Raw genomic sequence first — 18106 nt, forward strand, 5'->3', positions numbered from 1 at the left:
CGTGCACCAGGCCGTGGTTTATCTCCGTTGGAGGACCACGGCGCGGTGCAGGTTCAATCGGGTTCGATCACTTATCGGCCCAGGAATGATTAGCGCCAATTTTGACTCTGAACTTTAAGTTAAGCGGGAAGTAATGCTCTTTGGTCTTCAGTAACTGATAGCGCAGTGTGATTGGCGGCACAAGGCCCTGACGCGTATACGCCTCTCTCATGCTGTGTTCAATGTTGACGATCGGACCCTGCGAGACGAGTTGTCCATCGATGCGCTTTGCTTCTTTGCCGAGGCCATCCAAACCCAGGTCGTACATGTCGGGTCTTTTCGTTCTAAGGATGTCATTAAACAGGTTCGGCCCCACGGTATCGAATATGTTCGCCTCATATTCTGTGAACTCCGGGGTGTATTGGACAGCGCCATCCGGGCCTCGAGTGGCCGTTGGCCGATGGGCGGCAAAGTAGGCTTTGTTAGCCTCAAACCGTTTAGCCATCTCCTTGATCACCTCGTCAAGCACTGGGTTGGCGGGGCGAGTAGCAAAGTTGCTGGTGTTATAAAAGGATTTATAGTCAGTCACGTGGTGCGTCACTGACGCACCGAGCAGCACGTCGTCGGCGCCCGCAGTTACAGCGGCGGCATCGACGTTGGATTGGATAAGATCATCGGTATCCAGGTAAAAACCACCGTGCTTATTCATGATTGGGTAGCGGGCTACATCCGAAGCTGCAGCCAGATTTTGTCCTTGCCCGCGTCGGAAGTAGCTGTACATTTCGCCGTTCATGAGCTGCTTGAATGCGGCATCTTCATTCAGGTTGAGCACCGTCACGCCAGGCACTTTATCCTTGAGTGTGCTTTTTATCTGTTCAAACACAGCCGGGCTGTCGGCGTCCACGTGCAGGACTGATTTATACGCGGGGGCGCGGGTGGCGTTTTTGGCGATGTTATCGATCAGGTTGTCTGGCAGCTCCTGGCCTGCCCAAAAATAGTTCAGGGTCTTGGGCACGGGCGCCAACTGTGTTGGAATTCTGGGAATCGAGGAAACCTCAACAAAGTGATAGTGGTGGGCGCTGACTTTTTTAGCCTTTTTGTATTCCTCAAGTGTTCCCCCTTGCCATTTGCCGTTGCCACTTCGCCAGAAATACTGCGGAGCGTGTTCGTCGGTACTTCTCCATGCGCCGGCCACGCTGTCGAAGGCAACGTCCTGATCGGCGCCTTTGTAGTTGATCCTGAATGGACTGCCTGAGGTTTCCACACGCTTGATATCATCCATCGGCACGACGTAGGTGCTATTCCCTAACCTGAAAGGCGTCGGTGGAGCCCCCGCACCGCCCAACAGACGTTCGGCACGGGAGGAGGGTGCCCACCCGGACGAACCCAGGTCGGTGACAGGTATATCGGGGCTCGTGCCTTTCGGATGGCAGATGACGCGCTGGCCGTCCTTTACCTGCGACTCAAACAGCCTGCCATCAACCTTCACATATTCCTTTCGACTGCGGCCCACAAACACGTTGTTCTGCAAGCCTTTGGGCGATAGTTCGTCGGTCGCGATGTAGCGGCTTTCATAGCCGTGTAGATCGTCCAGTGAGCGAACTTCTCCACTGGCCGCAATGCGGTTGGGGTTAAAGTCTTTCAGGGGCGGGCCAATGGCTCGTTTCTTTACCGTATCGTATTCATGCCAATTGCCCTGAAACATAACCGCCTGGCGCTCGACTGTTTCTTGCCCCACCTTGACCGTGCCGGTTGCCGCCAGGCCGTGCTGTTCGCTTGCAGTCTGGATTGCGTCGTCACTGGCGATTGCGCGCAAACTGTTCGCGTCGCCCGGCTTGGGTAGATCCGGAACGAAGTTCTCCAGTGGTTTGCCGTAGGCGTGTTTGGTGTGCGGATCCAGGGCGTACCACTGATGGGTTGCCTCATCGAACTTAGCCAGGGCCTTGCTGCTGCGCGTGCTGTTGAGCGCCCTGAATGTTCCTTCCGCGATATCGGCCTTTTTTGCCAATTCCAACAGGTTGAGACTGCGGTACGAACCGCGCAGGTAATTGACCCCTTTATGGGCCTTGCCGGCGACAAACTTTACGCCCCTGGCGGCCCCCAGCGCGAGGTCATCAATACCGCCCAACGGGTTCAGCGCACCAATGGTCGCGCGCCCTAGAATCTTTAGCACCTGGGCCGCTTTTGATAACGCGGAAGCACCCGCCAAGGCGCCTTTTGCGGCCTTGGCAGCGGTACCCACACCGACCAGAAAACCAAAAATATCGAACGCCAGGTCGACCGCACCGTCAGCCGTCTTGCCCTCGCTGAAATTCTTGATCGCGGACCTGAACGGGATCAGGCCCAGAATAGCCTCGCCGATGGCTTCGTATGTCGCGTGTTCCGTCTGATAGGTCGTGGTGCCCCTGGCATAGGCGCCCACCGCAGGCAGTTCCATGTCCATGATCATTGCGTCGACCAGGTACTGGGTTCTGGCACTCGCAACGCTCTTCGGCACACCATTGCCAGCCTGGCTTTCATCGGTGATTCCAGCGGGGTACTGACCTTCGGGTTTTATCCTGTCGTATCGTTTACCTCGTGCAGGATACCAACCCTCGGTCGGCCGGTTTTCTTTATAGACCTTGCCCGGTCGCCGGGTGACAGTGCCCTGCAGTCGGTCGATTGCATACGTCATGACGCTGACTCGGCCGTTGACGGTGCGCCGGGTCTCGACCAGCAGCACGCCTGCTTCAGTACGCAGGGGTTGATCGGGGCTGTCGTAGTCAATTTCTCTGCGCACGGCGATTTCGCCAAACTCCAGATTCTGGCGGTCTTCCAGCGGCAGTTTGGAAATCAATAGTTTGAGTTGCGCGCCGGTGATCTTTTTGACCGCGTCAGCGTAATTGCGAAAGTCCTCATTGAACTGCTTGATTGGATCCGGCAAGGGTTTGAGCCTTGGCAGCACGTCGTTGATATCTATCTGGTCGGATGATGAAACCCAGACCCCAGGCTTTCCGGTATCGGAATCGGGCGGCGGCGACCTGAGCGCTCTGCCATCGATGTACAGGTCCAACAGTGAATAGGGGCCGGGGTACCAGTGGGTGTAGGGTTGCGAAGTGATGCACTTGTTCTCGAACAGCGCGGGGTCAATGGTCGGGAAGGCTTTTTTCAAATGCCCGAGGGCAATCTTTTTCGTCATCGGCGTCTCGGGGTCCGGCAGTGCGGCCGCTTCGCTCATTTCGCTGACATGCTGGTCGAACGCTTTGCGCACCTCGGACAGGGCGGTATCCGTTGTCGGATAGCCCAGACCATTGGGAACGGCCCAGGCTTTGATCGCCTCGTTCTGGGCGGCATATTCAATCTGGCGTTCCTCGTGCGAGATCGGTGCCGCGTTGGCCGCCAGCATGATTTGCGAGTAGTCCCGGAGGGCTGTCGAGCCTGGCGCTTTGGCTTCCTCGCGAGCAACCGCCGTGGTGAAGCTGACCCAGCTGTGGGAACCAATCGTCACTTGTTTCGGGATGCCCTTGACCAGAAACTGCGGTGCGCGACTGGCGAGCATCAGGTAGGCCTGTACTGATGCTGCCGGCACGGAGGAGGCGAGGCCGTTGGCGAAGAGATGCTCCTCCAGCGCCTTGACCACCGCAGATGCCGATTGGTGGCTGTTATTGGCTGAGACCAGTGGGTAGCCGTCAATACTTGCTTCACCGCGGCTGTCGCTGTATTTCCCCACGCCCAAGGCCGCCAGCAACCAGTCGGTGGCGCTGCCTTTTACCGAGCGCGCCTCGAATGTGGCTTGAATCGCCTCGCCCAGGGCCTTGCCTCTGGGGGAGCTGACCAAACTGTCGATGAGTGGCCGCGGGTTGAGCTGTTCTTCAGCGCTGATCGGTCTGCCGTTGAGCAGATAGTCGAGGACATGCTTGAAGGGTTTCAGCGTGAGGTCGCCGAATGTTCCTTCGCGTATAGCCATCCTCAGTTGTGCCTGGTGGTCATGCGCAAGCGGTTCGGGCCACGTCAGCGCGCCGCCCAGATTGCCATGGGCGGCGGCTTTGAGGTCTGTGCTGAGGAGGGCGCTGGCCAGGTTCTGCAGTTGCTCTGGGGTGGTGGGGACGTCCCAGCCATGGTCCTGCAGAAATTGCTGCAGGCTGACTTCATTGGCGGCGGTAATGCCCCCTGACCGGTAGGTACTGACGGCCGCAAGCGGGATCGTTTGTTGCAGCTCGGCCTGGAGTTGCTCGACCGGTGCGCTGCCATTTTCCAGCGCCATCGCCAGGCGTTGCAGTACAGCGCCTGCCCGGTAGCGGTTGTGGATGTCGCCCAGAATCGCTTGCTGATTCTGGAGGGCGTCCTCGCTGGTCGACTTGATCTGATCCGCGCAGCGGCTTGGGTCGAGGCGATCAAAGTTAGGGTTGCGGCTGATTTCGTTGCCGCGTTTGAGCATGCCAGCCAGGGTCAGCGTCTGCGATTCCTGATAAAAACGCCCGACTAGCCACCAGGGCACCGGTACGTCCGGGCTATTGACCGGAGGCGCAATGTGCGAATTGAGGCCGATGAGCTGGGCTGCTTGAAGGATAGGCCCGCTGATAGCGGCCCACTGGCTGTCGTCCTGGCCCAGGGTGTGTAATGTGCGTTGCGGGTCACGGGAACGTTCCAGGCAGAAGGTTATTTGAGCTGACGCCGGGTCGATTTTTATTGTGCTGGTGTCGATACCCTCGGCTCGAATCCACTGCTGAACGTCAGGTGACTGGAAGGTGTCATGTAAGTGCCGCCACCATTGGCCAAAGGTGGAATGGGCAGGAATGTAATCAAAGTCATCAACCTTGATACGACGCCCGGCCAGGTTCAGGGCCATCGCGTATTGCGCTGCCAACGCCCGGTCTCCGCCGGCACGCGTGGTGGCCTCTTCTTCCAGCGGGGCAGCGGTGTCGCGTTTTTGTCTTGAAAGCGGCGGCAGTAGAGGCAGGGCTGGAGCAGGGTTAGGGGCGGCGATGAGTTGATTGGAAATACGGTGCATGGGGCAGTCCTATGGCGTATGGAAACACAGCCTCGGCCTTAGCGGCTAACGAAGCATTGCCCTTGCGTAACGCCCAACGCAGATTGATTCCCTTGGCCCGCCGATTATGTGGTTACCCTATATTTCGCTCCTTCCAGGCCAGCCTGCGGGCGCAGGCTCGATGTATTGCTCCATCAGCGACGAGCCGATGGTTTTCAGGCGGATCATGTCCATCAATTGGCGCAACCCCGGCTGTGACTGGCGGCGGCTGGAGTAGTACATGCACAGCGGTTGACCCAGGCAGGCCCAGTCCGGCATGACCTCTACCAGACGGCCGTCCGCCAGTTCCTGTTGCACCCGGTTGGATAGGCAATAAGCAACCCCCACGCCTTGCAGCGCGGCGTTGACGATGGTCTCGGTGTCGGCAGCGCTGAAATGCCCGGGCACGTCGATACGTTGCTGCCTCGGGCCGTTGCCCAGTTCCCATTTGTAGGGGGTTTTATCGCCCAGGTACATGCGGATGCACGAATGCTGCAGCAGGTCTTGGGGGGCCTGCGGTATACCGCAGCGTGCAAGGTAAGCGGGCGAGGCGACCATGATCCAGCGCAACGTCCCGGTCAGCGGCACCGCCACCATGTCCTGCGGCACGGTGGCGCCATAGCGGATGCCCGCGTCGTAGCCTTCGGCAACGATATCGATCATGGCGTCCTCGACGATCACGTCCAGGCGCAGTTGCGGATAGGCGTTGGTAAATTCACCCAGGATCGGCGCCAGCAGCAGCGCCGCCGCATCGCGTGGCACGTTGAGGCGCAGGCGGCCGATAGGCGATTCGCGGTGCAGGTCGAGTGTGTCGAGGCCATCCTGGATCATCGCAAAACCCTGTCGCAGCTTTTCGGCGAGCAGGGTGCCGGCGTCGGTGGGCTCCACGGCGCGGCTGGTGCGGTACAGCAGTTTGACCCCCAGGCGCGTTTCCAGGTTGCGCATGGTATGGCTTAACGCCGACGTGGTGACCCCCAGTTCGTGGGCCGCATGGCGAAAACTGCGGCGCCGGATGATCGTCATGAACACATTGAGATCGGCCAATTCGGAACGATTGAAAGCCGCCATTACAAGCCTCCTTTATAGCGGTTCGGTTGCATGCGGCGTTGAGCCCTATTCAACCTTGGATGATCTAGAGTAATGGCTTTTATACGTCGCGTTACCGGCAGGGGTCATTTTTAATGCACATCGAGACCCTCCGGATTGCCGGCATCGACAAACCCGTCGCGCGGATTGCCCTCGGTACCTGGTCCATGGGCGGGCATTTGTGGGGCGGCGCGGATAACGAGCAGTCGATCAGAACGATTCGCCATGCGTTGAACTGCGGCATCAACTTGATCGACAGCGCGCCAGTCTACGGCCTTGGCCTTTGCGAAACGCTGATCGGCAAGGCACTGCGCGGCCAGCGCCACAGTGCGGTGATCGCCACCAAAGCGGGCGTGCAATGGGATGATGGCTCGCCTTGGCGCCAGGCGACGGCGCAGCGCATTCGCAAAGCGGTGGAAGACTCATTGGTGCGGCTGGAAACGGACTACATCGACCTGTACCAGGTTGATTGGCCCGATGCGTTGCTGGCCCGCCAGGAAACTGCCGATACGTTGGAGAGCCTGCGCCGCGAGGGCAAGATCCTTGCCGTCGGCGCCAGCCACTGCTCTTGCGCGCACATCAACGATTTCAGCCGGCATACCCCGTTGGCCACCGTACAGCCGCCGTACAACCTGTTTGAGCGCGCCATCGACTGCGACCTTCTGCCGTATGCCAAGCAACATTCGCTGGTGGTGTTGGCCTATGGCCCGTTATGCCGTGGCTTGCTGACCGGCAGCCTGCATGCGGCCAGCTGTTTTGCCGACGATGACAAACGCACGCTCGACGCGAAATTCACCGCGCCGCGTTTTGAGCAATACCTGGCGGCCGTGGCGGCGCTGGATAGCTATGCCCGTGAATGTCATGGCAAGTCGGTGCTCGCGCTGGCCTTGCGCTGGGTACTGGACCAAGGCCCGACCATCGCGTTGTGGGGCGCCCGTACTCCCGAGCAACTGAACGGGGTCGACGAGGCGTTTGGCTGGCGCTTGAGCGCCGAAGACCTGACACATATCGACCGTATCATCGCCAGCGAGCTGAACAATCCGCGCTAGCCGGATTCGATGACACCCTTAAAACGTTAGGGTTATGACAGGGCTGTCGGCAACAAAACACCCTCCCTGTGTGTAGAGGTTTTTGCATGAAGCGCGGTACCGTATTCAAGCTCGTCGGTGGTGGGTTGGTTGGGTTGGCGTTGCTCGGTGCCTGGCAATGGCGGGGCAACCCCGACGCCTTGTGGCAAATCGTCAGCCGGCAATGCGTGCCCAACCTGCAACAGCAGCACACCCCCAGCCCTTGCCTGGCGGTCGATCTGGACCGTGGCTACACCCTGTTAAAAGACCGCAACGGCCCACTGCAGGATCTGCTGATTCCGGTGGATAAAATCACCGGCATCGAAGACGCCGCGTTGGGCCGTGACTTGCTGCCGCATTACTTTACTCAAGCCTGGCGGCACCGCAGTGTGTTGTCGGATGGCCTGAAAAAGCCGATTCCCGATGCGTTCATTTCGGTCGCGATCAACTCCCGTTACGGCCGCACGCAGAACCAGTTGCATCTGCATATCGCCTGCCTGCGCGCGGATATCTTTGCCGTGCTCACCCAGCAAAGCAGCACCCTCAACGAACAATGGCGGGTACTGCCGGCTCGATTGATCGGGCACACATACAGTGCCCGCACGCTGACGGCGGCGGACGCCGATGCGCTCGACCCCTTGGTCGTGTTGCGTGCATATGTCGATGCCCAGGGCGCGAGCATGAGCCAGTACAGCTTGCTGATGGCACCCCGCGCAGACGGCAGTTTTGTGTTGTTGACCACACACTTGGCACTGAGTGAACTGAACCTGGGGTCGGCCGAGGAATTACAGGACCGTCACTGTGACCTGATGACCGCGCGCTAAGCCCACTGTCGCGACGAGGTGGTTAAAACACTGACTGCGACCTGTTCGCTCGATAAACGACACCCCGCAAACGTATCCATTGAACGACTGTTCAGTTTGCACTATGTTGACCGCATCCACCCCTTTGTGCGCAAACGGGTTCGCGCTTTTTCTTCTTGAACGAGAGGCTCTGGCATGCGGTTTTCCCCCTTTGTTGAGCGAATTGCAGGGCAGGGCGTCGCCGCCTGGGACATCCACCACGCCGCGTTCCACGCCGCCAGCCAGGGTGAGGACATCATCATCCTCAGCGTCGGCGATCCGGATTTTGCCACGCCTTCCTTTATTACCGACGCGGCCGTCAGTGCACTGCGCGACGGTGATACCCACTACACCGAAATCCCTGGCCGCCCCCCATTGCGCGACGCCGTCGCAGCACGCTACAGCAACACCCTGTCGCGGCCGGTGGCTGCCGAAAACGTCATCATCGTGCCCGGTGCACAGAACGCGCTGTTCATCAGCTCGTTGTGCCTGCTGCAAGCCGGTGATGAAGTGCTGGTGCTCGACCCGATGTACGTCACCTACGAAGCCACGCTCAAGGCCAGCGGTGCAACGCTGGTGCGCGTGCCGTGTTCGCCGGAGTCGGGTTTTCGCCTGGATGCGCAGGCGCTCGGCGCGGCGATTACGCCACGTACCCGGGCGATTTTCTTCTCTAACCCGAACAACCCCACCGGCGTGGTCCTTAACCCGCAGGAATTGCAAGCCATCGCCGACCTGGCCAACGCCCATGACCTCTGGGTCGTGGTGGATGAGGTGTATGAAAGCCTGGTGTTCGACGGTGAATACCACAGCCTCGCCGCACTGCCGGGCATGGCCGAACGCTGCATCGTGATTGGCAGCTTGTCCAAATCCCATGCCATGACCGGCTGGCGCATCGGTTGGATCATCGCGGCGCCGCAGATGGTTGCGCATGCAGAAACCCTGGTGTTGAGCATGCTCTATGGCTTGCCCGGGTTTGTGATGGAGGCTGCCACGGCGGCGGTGCTGGCCCATGATCAGGTGACGCAGGGCATGCGCGAGATCTACCGGCGGCGCCGTGACCTGGTGGTGGCCGGCCTCGGCGCGTGCCCGGGGATCAAGGTGCAGGCGCCGCAAGCAGGCATGTTCGTGTTGATGGATGTGCGCGGCACCGGCCTGGGCTCATTGGATTTTGCCTGGCGGCTATTCCGAGAGGCGGGCGTGTCGGTGCTCGATGCCGCCGCGTTTGGTGAGCCGGCGCAAGGCTTTGTGCGGTTGTCGTTTACTCTGGGCGAAGCACGCCTGGCCGAGGCTTGCCAGCGTATTGCCGGGTTTGTTGCCCGGCTTGCCGGTGAGCCGCGTGTCGCGGCTGCGCCAGCGCGTGAAGTGCTGCCGCCGGTCGAAGCCAGGAAGATGATTGAAGTCATCGACCTGCATAAGCGTTTCGGCAATATCGACGTGCTCAAGGGCATTTCCCTCACGGCTCGCGAAGGTGAGGTGATCTCGCTGATCGGCGCCAGCGGTTCGGGCAAGAGCACCTTGTTGCGCTGCATCAACATGCTCGAAGTGCCGGATCAAGGCAGCATTCATGTCGACGGCGAAAGCATCAAGCTCAATTACGGCATGCCCGGTGCGCCGCTGGTGGCGGATGCCAAGCAACTGGTGCGCATCCGCTCGACCCTCGGCATGGTGTTCCAGAACTTCAACCTGTGGCCCCACCGCACCGTGCTTGAAAACCTCATCGAAGCCCCGACCCAGGTGCTGCGTGAAAGCCGCGCCGAAGCGATCGAACGCGCCGAAGCCTTGCTGGATCGCGTCGGCCTCGCCGCCAAGCGCAACGAATACCCGGCGTTTCTCTCCGGCGGCCAGCAGCAACGGGTGGCGATTGCCCGCGCGTTGGCCATGCGTCCCAAAGTCATGCTGTTCGACGAACCCACGTCGGCCCTCGACCCGGAACTGGTCGGCGAAGTGCTGCGCGTTATCCGCTCTCTGGCCGAAGAAGGCCGCACCATGATCCTGGTCACCCATGAAATGGCCTTCGCCCGGGATGTGTCCTCCAAAGTCGCTTTTCTGCACCAAGGCATGATCGAAGAAACCGGCACGCCGGACTCGGTGTTTATCGACCCACGCAGTGAGCGTTGCCGGCAGTTCGTCAACGCGCATCAAACGCGCTAACTCCACACAAAGACGGGGCAAATCATGAACTCAAGACCCATGGCAAGCTGGTTGGGCGGTGCAGTGTTGATGTTGGCCGCAGGTTTTACGCTGGCGGCGGAGAAACCCATTGTGTTTGCGGTGGCGGCGGAACCCTATCCACCGTTCACCGTAAAAGGCGGGAATGGCGAGTGGTCGGGGTTTGAAGTGGACCTGATCCACACGCTCTGCGAAGGCATGAAAGCCGAATGCCAGATCAAGGAAGTGGCGTGGGATGGCATCATCCCGTCGCTGCTGGCCAAGAAGATCGACGTGATCTTCTCATCGATGTCGGTGACCGATGAGCGTGAAAAACAGATCGCCTTCAGCCGCGCCTACTACGACTCGCTGCTGGGTGTGGCGGGGCCCAAGGGCGCGACGGTGGACATTACCCCTCAAGGCCTCAAGGGCAAGTTGATCGGTGTGCAAATCTCCACCGTCAGCGCCAATTACCTGAAGAAGTATTACGAAAACATCGCCGACATTAAGTACTACGACACCCAGGAATCGGCCAACGCTGACCTTATCGCAGGCCGTATCGACTACATGATGGCTGACGACACCGCGATCGCGATGATGGTCAAGACCCCCGAGGCCAGTGGCCTGGCGCACATCGCCAGCGTGCCCTACGACCCGATCATCGGGCGTGGCGTCGGTGCCGGTTTACGCAAGGAAGACACCGCGCTCAAGGCCCGCCTCGACACGGCCATCGGCGAGCTGCTGGTGAGCAAGGCTTTTGATGACCTGTCCCAGCATTACTTCGGCGTGTCGGTCAGCCCGTGCAAGCGTGCCGACACCCCGGCGTATGTGAGCAAAGTCTGCGACAGCCCTTATCAGCAAATCGCCCAGAAGACCGAATAAGATGTTTGACCTTCTCCGCTTCGGCGAACAGGGATGGGGTGACGCGCTGTTAAAAGGGTTATGGATGACCCTGCAAATCTCCGCCGGCGCGTTTGCCGTGGGGTTGCTGATCGGCCTGGTCGTGGCCTGCGCCAAGCTCAGCGCGCCACGCCCGATCGCCTTGTTGATGCGCGGCTACACCACGGTGTTTCGCGCGGTGCCGGAGTTACTGCTGATCCTGCTGCTGTACTACGCAGGTTCCATGGGCCTGAACGCGTTGATGCTGTGGCTGGGGTTCGAGCAGGTGAACATCAGCGGCCCGCTGGTGGCGATCCTGGTGTTGGGGCTGGTGCAGGGCGCCTACGCGTCGGAGATTTTCCGTGCGGCAATCCTGGCGATTCCCCATGGCCAGATTGAAGCGGCGCGGGCCTTTGGCTTGAGCGGCATGGGCCTGTTCCGCCGGGTGACCCTGCCGATCATGGCGCCGTACGCCCTGGCCGGCATGTCCAACCTGTGGATCAACCTGATCAAGGACAGCGCCTTGATCAGTGTGGTCGGCACCAACGAATTGCTCTACACCGCCAAGCAGGCGGCGGGTTCGACCCGTCAATACTTACTGTTCTACCTCACGGCCGCCGCCTTGTATTACCTGGTGACGCTGGCTTCCAACTACCTGTCCGGGCGCCTGGAACGACGTATTCGTCGCTGGATGCCGGTTGTCGAGTGAGTGGGCTATGCCTGAATGGATAAGTGATTACGCGGGGCTGATTGCCAAGGGGCTGCAGATTACCTTGTCCTTGCTGGCGATCTCGGCGGTGCTCGGCTTCGTCCTGGCGGTGCTGGTGGCGTTGGCGCGTTTGTCACGGCGCAAGTGGCTGGCCCGGGGGGCGCTGGCCTACACCAGTGTGCTGCGGGGCACGCCGCTGTTGATCCAGATCTATATCTTCTACTACGGGCTGGGCAGTTTGTTCGCCCAGTTTCCGCTGATACGCACCAGCTTCCTGTGGCCATTCCTGCGCGACGGGTATTGGTACATCGTCTTTGCCCTGGTGCTGTCGGTGGGCGCTTATGTTGGTGAAGTGATTCGCGGCGGCCTTTTGGCGGTGCCCAAGGGCGAGATGGAGGCCGCCTCGGCATTCGGCATGACGCCACGCCAGGCGTTGTTGCGCGTGCGCTTGCCCCGGGCGATGCGCCTGCTGCTGCCGACCCTGGCGGGGGAGACGGTGATGTTGCTTAAGTCCACCGCACTCGCGTCGACGATTGCCGTGGTTGACCTGCTGGGCGCGGCCAACGTGGTGCGGGCGCAGACGTTGCAGATCTATCAACCGCTGTTGCTGGTGGCCGCTGTCTACCTGTGCCTGACGTTCCTGATCGAAGGCGTTTACGCCATCGCCGAACGACGCGGCACGCCACTGCGCAGGTCGCTCGGATGAAACAGGATCGCGCGTTGCAAGGGATTGCCCTGTGTTCACTGGCCTATGCGTTTCTGGCGCTGCAGGACGCGGCGATCAAATGGCTGGTGGCTGATTACTCGGTGTTCACCCTTCTGTTCTGGCGCAGCCTGGTGGTGGTGGGCGCGTGCGTGATCGCTGGGCGCATGGGCTTATTGCGCCGTGCATGCACATCGGTGAGCCGCCGGCTGCTGATCATTCGCGGGTTGCTGTCGTTGCTGGCGTGGTTGCTTTATTACACCGCCGCCAAGGACTTGACCCTGGCGGAAATGACCACCTTGTATTTCTCCGCGCCGATCATGGTCACGTTGCTCGCTGCGCTGATCCTCAAGGAACGCGCCAGCCGTGGCCAATGGGTCGCGTTGCTCATCGGCTTTGTCGGCGTGGTGATCGCCTGTCGCCCGAGCACTATGCTCGACCCCGTGCCGATCGTCCTGACCCTCACCGCTGCGCTGTGCTGGGCATTGACCTATATCCAGTTGCGCCAGGTCGACCCGACCACCTCGGTGCTCGAGCAGATGCTCATCACCAATGTGGTGTTCGTGGTGTGCATGGCCCTGACCTTGCCCTGGACGCACACCCCAGCGCCGACCCCGGCCTGGTTGGGCATGTTGGCGGCGGGGCTGGTCGGCGGTATCGGTCAGTTTCTGTTGTTCGCGAGTTTCCGGCGGGCCACGGCGACCTTGCTCGCACCGTTTGAGTACACCGGGTTGATCTGGGCTTTTCTGTTATCCAGCCTGATCTGGGGCACGTCGATGGACCTGTCGCTGATCATCGGCGCAGTGCTGATTGCAGTCAGCGGGACGTTGGCCATGCTCAGCGCCCGCCACCCCGAATCACTCGATGTGGTCGGCGCCGAATGCACCGTAACGCAAGCCCTGTACCCAGCATCGGCAGATGTGCAAGCCGTTGGCGGGGCTGAAAGTGCCGGGGTTGAGGCACCCCTCAAGCCAGAGTCCGTCGAGCATCGCCGATAGGCCAATCGCCGCCAGATGGCTGTCGTGGATCACCAGGTTTTCGCTGCGGGCAAGGTCGTCCAGCAGCTGCTGGATCAATGCCAGGTAGGCACGGTAGCTGTTTTCGTGGGACTGGTTCACGTGGGGCGAGTGGCGGATCAGGCTCCAGAACACCACCCACACGCCCAGCAGGTCGGGGTCCATCACCCGCGGCGAAAAGGACGCGCTGAGGAAGGTATCCAGGCGCGCGGCGGCGCCTTCGGCCTGTTCGACTTGCGCCCAGAGCGCGCTGGTCAATTCGTTGGCGAGCTTTTGGTAGGTTTCGGCGATCAGTGCGTCGATGCTGCCGAAATGGTGGTTGAGCAAGCCCACGGAAACGCCGGCCTCAGCCGCAATCCGGCGTACGGAAATGCCCGCATGGCCGTCGCGGGCGAGGCTGGTCAGGGTGGCGGCAATCAGCAAGTCCCGGCGTTCATCCGGGTCGGCGCGGCGCAGTTTGGGAGGGTCGATGGTCACGGGGATGCCTTTGATGAAGACCAGTGATGAAAAACCAGAATGCTCAGGTTAGTTGAACGCGTGTTCAATCTCTAGCGATTAAATGATGGGAGGAGGGCAAGGCATGGCAAACGACCTTTCGTGGCAGGTGGCGGGCGATGCGGGCCACGCGCTGCACATCGGCGCCTGGCGCTTTGACGGCGACGGCAGTGGGCCGCGTGTGCACCTGCAAGCGGGCGTGCACGCCGATGAAATCGCCGGGATGCTGGTGCTCCACCAACTGCTGCCGCGTTTGCAAGCTTGCAGGGATCAGGGCCGCCTCAAAGGCACGGTGACCGTGGTGCCGCAAGCCAACCCGTTTGGGATCGGCCAATTCCGTCAGGGCCGACTGCTGGGGCGCTTTCACGAGGCTACCGGGCAGAACTTCAATCGCGCTTTCGATCACGCCCTGGCGATGGAACACCCGGCGAGCAACCTCGCGCAATGGCAAAAAAGTCTGCTGCAACTGGCCGCCGATGCCGACCTGGTGCTGGACCTGCACACCGACGATGAGGCATTGCCGTACCTCTACATCCATCGCAGCTTCTGGCCCGAACAAGGCCTGGCGCTGGCCGCGGCACTGCAGGCGCAGGTGGTGATCGTCTGGGATGAAGGCGGCGACGGCTCCTTTGAGGAAACCATCATCAATCACGCCGCGCCGCGCCTGGCCGCCACGGTCGAATTGCGTGGCCAGGCCGACGTCAGCGATGCCCTGGCGCAACAGGACGCCGACGGCCTGTGGGCGTGGCTGTGCATCAACGGGGTGATCGACGAAGTGGCGGTCATCAGCGAATGGCAAGGCGAAGCAGTGGACATGGGCTGCATGGAAACCATCCTGGCGCCCCGCGCCGGTGTGCTGGTGTTTGAGAAAGGCCTGGGTGATCAGGTCGAGGCGGGCGAGCGTTTCGCCAGGCTCATCGGGCGGCCCGGGGATGCGGCGTCAGAAGTGATTTTGCATGCCCCACAAACCGGGCGCATGCTCACGGCCCACCGCGAACGCCTGGTGGCACAGGGCGCGGTGGTGGCGAAGTTTACCGGCACGCGGTTATCCGACAGTTACAGCGGCGGGGTGCTCGACCCGTAGCAACCGCTGCTGATTGAACCTCGCAGTTACAACGGCGGCGTGCGCTCCAGCAAAAGGCGCTCCAGGGTGTCTGCGGGTAATGGCCGACTGAACAGATACCCTTGGATCTGATCGCAGCCGGCCTGCTTCAAAAACGCCAGCTGTTCCTGGGTTTCCACGCCTTCGGCGACCACTTGTAAGCCCAGGCTATGGGCCAGTTCAATGATGGTGCGGGTGATCGCTGCGTCTTGCGGGTTGGTGGTGACTTCGCGGATGAACGCGATGTCGATCTTCAATGTATCGATGGGGAACCGTCGCAGGTACGCCAGGCTTGAATAGCCGGTGCCGAAGTCATCGATGGAGATTTTTACGCCCAGTGTGCGCAATCGTTGCAAGCTGGCGATGGTGTGCTGGGTGTTTTCCATCAATGAGCCTTCGGTCAGTTCAACCTCCAGCCAATGCGGCGCCACCCCGGTTTCCCTCAGGATGCGTTCGATATCGGCAATCAGGTCGCCCTCGATCAATTGATGCCCGGAGACATTCACCGAAACCTCTACGGCACCAATCAGGCCGCGTTGCCACACGGCGATTTGCTGGCAAACGGTGTCGATCACCCAGCGCCCGACCTGCACAATCAAGCCCAGGCTCTCGAGTACCGGTACAAACACCGCCGGCGACACCGTGCCATAGTTGGGACGCTCCCAGCGCAACAAGGCCTCAAGGGCACATATGTTCCCGCCCGCCAGCTCGATCTTGGGTTGGTAGTGCAGGGTGAACTCATGGTTTCGCACCGCCTGGCGCAGGGCATTTTCAAAATCCTGGCGCGCCAGGTCGTGCACGCTCATGCCTGCGGGCTCGCCCGTTTGCCGTTGCAGTTGCTGCTCCAGCATCAGGTTATGAACCTTCAATTGATCACCGCGCTCCTTGAGCCGCAACAGGTTGCGCACCCGCAGCCACAGCTCGACGCGTTCTACCGGTTTGCTGATGAACTCCTCGGCGCCGGTTTCCAGCCCGCTGACGCGCGCGCTCGGTTCACTGAGGGCCGACAACATGATGATCGGAATACTTGCCGTGGTTTCGTTGCCCTTCAAGTGGCTGGCCACCTCGTAGCCGTCCATGCCCGGCATCATGATGTCCAGCAGGATCAGGTCGGGCGGCCGCTGGGCCACGATCTGCAACGCTTCTTCACCGCTGCTCGCACTCAGGGTCTGGTAGCCCTCGTGCTGCAGCAGGGTTTCCAATAACTTGCGAATCTGCGGTTCGTCGTCAACGATCAACAGCGTTGCGGGTTGGCTGGCCATGGAGAGGACTCACAGGTGGGGGCTGATGTGCTGTTGCAGCAAGGTGTCGATGACCTGGTAAAGCTCTTTGTAGCGCAGCGGCTTGATGATGTAGGCGTCGCAACCGGCTAGCCGGGTCTTTTCGCGGTCTTCCTTCATGGCCATGGCGGTCAGGGCGATCACCGGGATGTGTGCGGTGTTGGGGTCCTGCTTGAGCAACGAGGTGGCGGCGAGGCCGTCCATGCCCGGCAACTGGATATCCATCAGAATCAGGGCCGGTTGTTGTTCCCGCGCCAGGGTCAGGCCGGTTTCTGCATCCGCCGCCCACAACACGCTGTGCCCGGCATTGACCAGCAACAACCGCGCCAGGCGCATGTTCGCTTCGTTGTCTTCGACGATCAGGATTTCAGCCATGCCGCCTCCGGCGCGCGGTGCAGCGGCAGCCACACCACAAAGCGCGCGCCCGAGCCTGCGCGGCTGGCCACGGCGACACTGCCGCCGAGCAGGTCGGTGAGTTGCTTGACCATCGCCAGTCCCAAACCCGTGCCTTCAAATTTACGCGCCAGGCTGCTGTCGATCTGGCTGAAGGCCTTGAACAGCTTGCTCATGTCGTCTTCGGCGATCCCGATGCCGGTGTCGCTGACACTCAGCTCCAGGAACTGCGTGCGCGTGCCGGGTTGCAGGTCGAAGCCGTGGGTAGGCCAGTCGCCGGGGATGTGGCCGACATCCGCGAGGCTGACCTCGCGGACCGCCAGGGTCACGGAGCCGCCGTGTGCGCTGAACTTCACCGCATTGGCCAGCAGGTTGTAGATAATCTGCTTGGTCTTGCGCAGGTCCAGTTCCAGGGTGCCAAAATCGTCCGCGCATTCCAGCTTCAATTGGATACGTTGCAAGGCGGCTTTTTCGCGCACGATCAACAAGCTGTTGGCGAGCAACCCCGCCAGTTCCACAGGCTCCAGCTCCAGGTCCATCATCCCAGCCTCGACCTTGGACAGGTCGAGAATGTCGTTGATCAACGACAGTAAGTGCTGGCCGCTGGTGAAGATGTCGCCGATGTACTCGCGCTGCACCTCGCTCATGTCGCCGACCAAACCATCCTTCAACGCCTCTGAAAAGCCAATCACCGCGTTCAATGGCGTGCGCAACTCGTGGGACATGGTGGCGAGAAACTCGGACTTCATGTGGCTGGCGTGTTCCAGTTCCAGGTTCTTTTCTTCCAACGCGCGTTCAAAGCCTTTGCGCTCGGCTTCTTCTTGTTTGCGCGCGGTGTTGTCAGTGCCGATCAACAGGTAGCCGATGATCGTGTCGTGGCGATTGCGCAGCGCCGTTACCGAGACCATGGCCGACAGGCGACTGCCGTCCTTGCGGATGTAGGTGAGTTCGTAGATGTCTTCGATGCCGCGTGAGGCCTTGAACACCAGCGCTTCAAAGCCCGGCGTGATCGGCGTGTCCAGCTCCAGGCTCAAGGCGGCGGCGCGGGTAATCAGCTCGGCGGGGTCGGAGATGTCGGCGGGGGTGATGCGGTTGAGCACATCGTCGGCGGCATAGCCGAGCATGCGTTCGGCGCCAACATTGAAGATCTGGATCACGCCTTTTTCGTCAGTGGCGATGCTGGAAAAATACGCACTGTTGAAGATTGCGTCTTGCAGGGCGCCGGTCTTGAGCAGGGTCTTTTGGCGTTTGAACTCGACGATTTTTTCGGCCCGCGATTGTAATTCGGGGGCTGCGCCAGGGTTGGTATTGTCCAATGCAGTGTTTTCCGTGCATATCAGACCCGACCGTATTCAGAACACGGCCGCAGAGCATGCTCACAGAAAATCGCATGAACGCG

Annotated in this window: 13 protein-coding genes and 1 pseudogene; 8 read left to right on the forward strand and 6 right to left on the reverse strand. The window is 60.7% G+C overall.

The features are described from left to right. Positions 1–67: 67 nt before the first annotated feature. Together JFT85_RS01385 and JFT85_RS01390 are read right to left on the reverse strand one after the other, a co-directional pair. The gene (locus JFT85_RS01385; RefSeq protein ID WP_201228927.1) at positions 68–4969 is read right to left on the reverse strand and encodes a glycosyltransferase; all 4902 of its coding nucleotides are present in this window, start codon (positions 4967–4969) and stop codon (positions 68–70) included. A 117-nt stretch (positions 4970–5086) separates the two neighbouring features. After that, the gene (locus tag JFT85_RS01390; RefSeq protein WP_187601710.1) at positions 5087–6055 is read right to left on the reverse strand and encodes a LysR family transcriptional regulator; all 969 of its coding nucleotides are present in this window, start codon (positions 6053–6055) and stop codon (positions 5087–5089) included. 113 nt (positions 6056–6168) lie between these two features. Between JFT85_RS01390 and JFT85_RS01395 the strand changes: the two genes are divergently transcribed. The 7 genes from JFT85_RS01395 (at position 6169) to JFT85_RS01425 (ending at position 13419) form a co-directional block, all read left to right on the forward strand. Further along, the gene (locus tag JFT85_RS01395) at positions 6169–7122 is read left to right on the forward strand and encodes an aldo/keto reductase (protein WP_169875396.1); all 954 of its coding nucleotides are present in this window, start codon (positions 6169–6171) and stop codon (positions 7120–7122) included. 86 nt (positions 7123–7208) lie between these two features. Further along, complete coding sequence (locus JFT85_RS01400; RefSeq protein WP_069551566.1) at positions 7209–7964, forward strand: CDP-diacylglycerol diphosphatase; 756 nt, start codon at positions 7209–7211, stop codon at positions 7962–7964. A 174-nt stretch (positions 7965–8138) separates the two neighbouring features. After that, positions 8139–10133 carry an aminotransferase class I/II-fold pyridoxal phosphate-dependent enzyme gene (locus tag JFT85_RS28535; RefSeq protein WP_201228929.1) on the forward strand — a complete coding sequence of 665 codons (1995 nt, stop codon included), beginning with the start codon at positions 8139–8141 and terminating at the stop codon, positions 10131–10133. 24 nt (positions 10134–10157) lie between these two features. Next, the gene (locus JFT85_RS01410; protein WP_053256144.1) at positions 10158–11012 is read left to right on the forward strand and encodes a transporter substrate-binding domain-containing protein; all 855 of its coding nucleotides are present in this window, start codon (positions 10158–10160) and stop codon (positions 11010–11012) included. 1 nt (position 11013) lies between these two features. Beyond that, the gene (locus JFT85_RS01415) at positions 11014–11718 is read left to right on the forward strand and encodes an ABC transporter permease (protein ID WP_053256143.1); all 705 of its coding nucleotides are present in this window, start codon (positions 11014–11016) and stop codon (positions 11716–11718) included. A gap of 7 nt (positions 11719–11725) precedes the next feature. Beyond that, a complete protein-coding gene (locus JFT85_RS01420; RefSeq protein WP_053256142.1) occupies positions 11726–12424 on the forward strand; it encodes an ABC transporter permease in 699 nt (232 codons plus the stop codon). Next, complete coding sequence (locus tag JFT85_RS01425; RefSeq protein ID WP_069551569.1) at positions 12421–13419, forward strand: DMT family transporter; 999 nt, start codon at positions 12421–12423, stop codon at positions 13417–13419. The genes JFT85_RS01420 and JFT85_RS01425 overlap by 4 nt, the downstream gene beginning before the upstream one ends. Here the strand turns inward: JFT85_RS01425 and JFT85_RS28380 are convergent. Beyond that, positions 13375–13914 (reverse strand): annotated as a pseudogene (locus JFT85_RS28380) (TetR/AcrR family transcriptional regulator); the annotation flags it as partial. The gene JFT85_RS01425 and the pseudogene JFT85_RS28380 sit on opposite strands and share 45 nt — an antisense overlap. Positions 13915–14017: 103 nt before the next feature. Between JFT85_RS28380 and JFT85_RS01430 the strand changes: the two are divergent. Then, positions 14018–15016, forward strand: a complete 999-nt coding sequence (locus tag JFT85_RS01430; protein WP_069551570.1) for a succinylglutamate desuccinylase/aspartoacylase domain-containing protein — start codon at positions 14018–14020, stop codon at positions 15014–15016. Between the two features lie 26 nt (positions 15017–15042). On the opposite strand, the gene JFT85_RS01435 is transcribed toward JFT85_RS01430, so the two are convergent. Genes JFT85_RS01435 through JFT85_RS01445 form a run of 3 tightly spaced genes read right to left on the reverse strand, consistent with a single transcriptional unit; the run spans position 15043 to position 18023 of the window. Beyond that, positions 15043–16296 carry an EAL domain-containing response regulator gene (locus JFT85_RS01435; RefSeq protein ID WP_069551571.1) on the reverse strand — a complete coding sequence of 418 codons (1254 nt, stop codon included), beginning with the start codon at positions 16294–16296 and terminating at the stop codon, positions 15043–15045. A gap of 9 nt (positions 16297–16305) precedes the next feature. After that, positions 16306–16689 (reverse strand): response regulator, encoded by a 384-nt coding sequence (locus JFT85_RS01440; protein WP_053256521.1) that lies wholly within the window; start codon positions 16687–16689, stop codon positions 16306–16308. Then, on the reverse strand, positions 16674–18023 hold the full coding sequence (locus JFT85_RS01445) for a sensor histidine kinase (protein ID WP_053256138.1): 1350 nt from the start codon (positions 18021–18023) through the stop codon (positions 16674–16676). The genes JFT85_RS01440 and JFT85_RS01445 overlap by 16 nt, the downstream gene beginning before the upstream one ends. Positions 18024–18106 lie beyond the last annotated feature (83 nt).

It is taken from the genome of Pseudomonas sp. TH04 (assembly GCF_016651355.1).
Taxonomy (GTDB): Bacteria; Pseudomonadota; Gammaproteobacteria; order Pseudomonadales; family Pseudomonadaceae; genus Aquipseudomonas; species Aquipseudomonas fluorescens.

Excerpts from the sequence above, each read along its gene's own strand:
- JFT85_RS01385 (WP_201228927.1), bottom strand. The coding sequence starts at position 4,969 with ATGCACCGTATTTCCAATCAACTCATCGCCGCCCCTAACCCTGCTCCA.
- JFT85_RS01390 (WP_187601710.1), bottom strand. The coding sequence starts at position 6,055 with ATGGCGGCTTTCAATCGTTCCGAATTGGCCGATCTCAATGTGTTCATG.
- JFT85_RS01395 (WP_169875396.1), top strand. The coding sequence starts at position 6,169 with ATGCACATCGAGACCCTCCGGATTGCCGGCATCGACAAACCCGTCGCG.
- JFT85_RS01400 (WP_069551566.1), top strand. The coding sequence starts at position 7,209 with ATGAAGCGCGGTACCGTATTCAAGCTCGTCGGTGGTGGGTTGGTTGGG.
- JFT85_RS28535 (WP_201228929.1), top strand. The coding sequence starts at position 8,139 with ATGCGGTTTTCCCCCTTTGTTGAGCGAATTGCAGGGCAGGGCGTCGCC.
- JFT85_RS01410 (WP_053256144.1), top strand. The coding sequence starts at position 10,158 with ATGAACTCAAGACCCATGGCAAGCTGGTTGGGCGGTGCAGTGTTGATG.
- JFT85_RS01415 (WP_053256143.1), top strand. The coding sequence starts at position 11,014 with ATGTTTGACCTTCTCCGCTTCGGCGAACAGGGATGGGGTGACGCGCTG.
- JFT85_RS01420 (WP_053256142.1), top strand. The coding sequence starts at position 11,726 with ATGCCTGAATGGATAAGTGATTACGCGGGGCTGATTGCCAAGGGGCTG.
- JFT85_RS01425 (WP_069551569.1), top strand. The coding sequence starts at position 12,421 with ATGAAACAGGATCGCGCGTTGCAAGGGATTGCCCTGTGTTCACTGGCC.
- JFT85_RS01430 (WP_069551570.1), top strand. The coding sequence starts at position 14,018 with ATGGCAAACGACCTTTCGTGGCAGGTGGCGGGCGATGCGGGCCACGCG.
- JFT85_RS01435 (WP_069551571.1), bottom strand. The coding sequence starts at position 16,296 with ATGGCCAGCCAACCCGCAACGCTGTTGATCGTTGACGACGAACCGCAG.
- JFT85_RS01440 (WP_053256521.1), bottom strand. The coding sequence starts at position 16,689 with ATGGCTGAAATCCTGATCGTCGAAGACAACGAAGCGAACATGCGCCTG.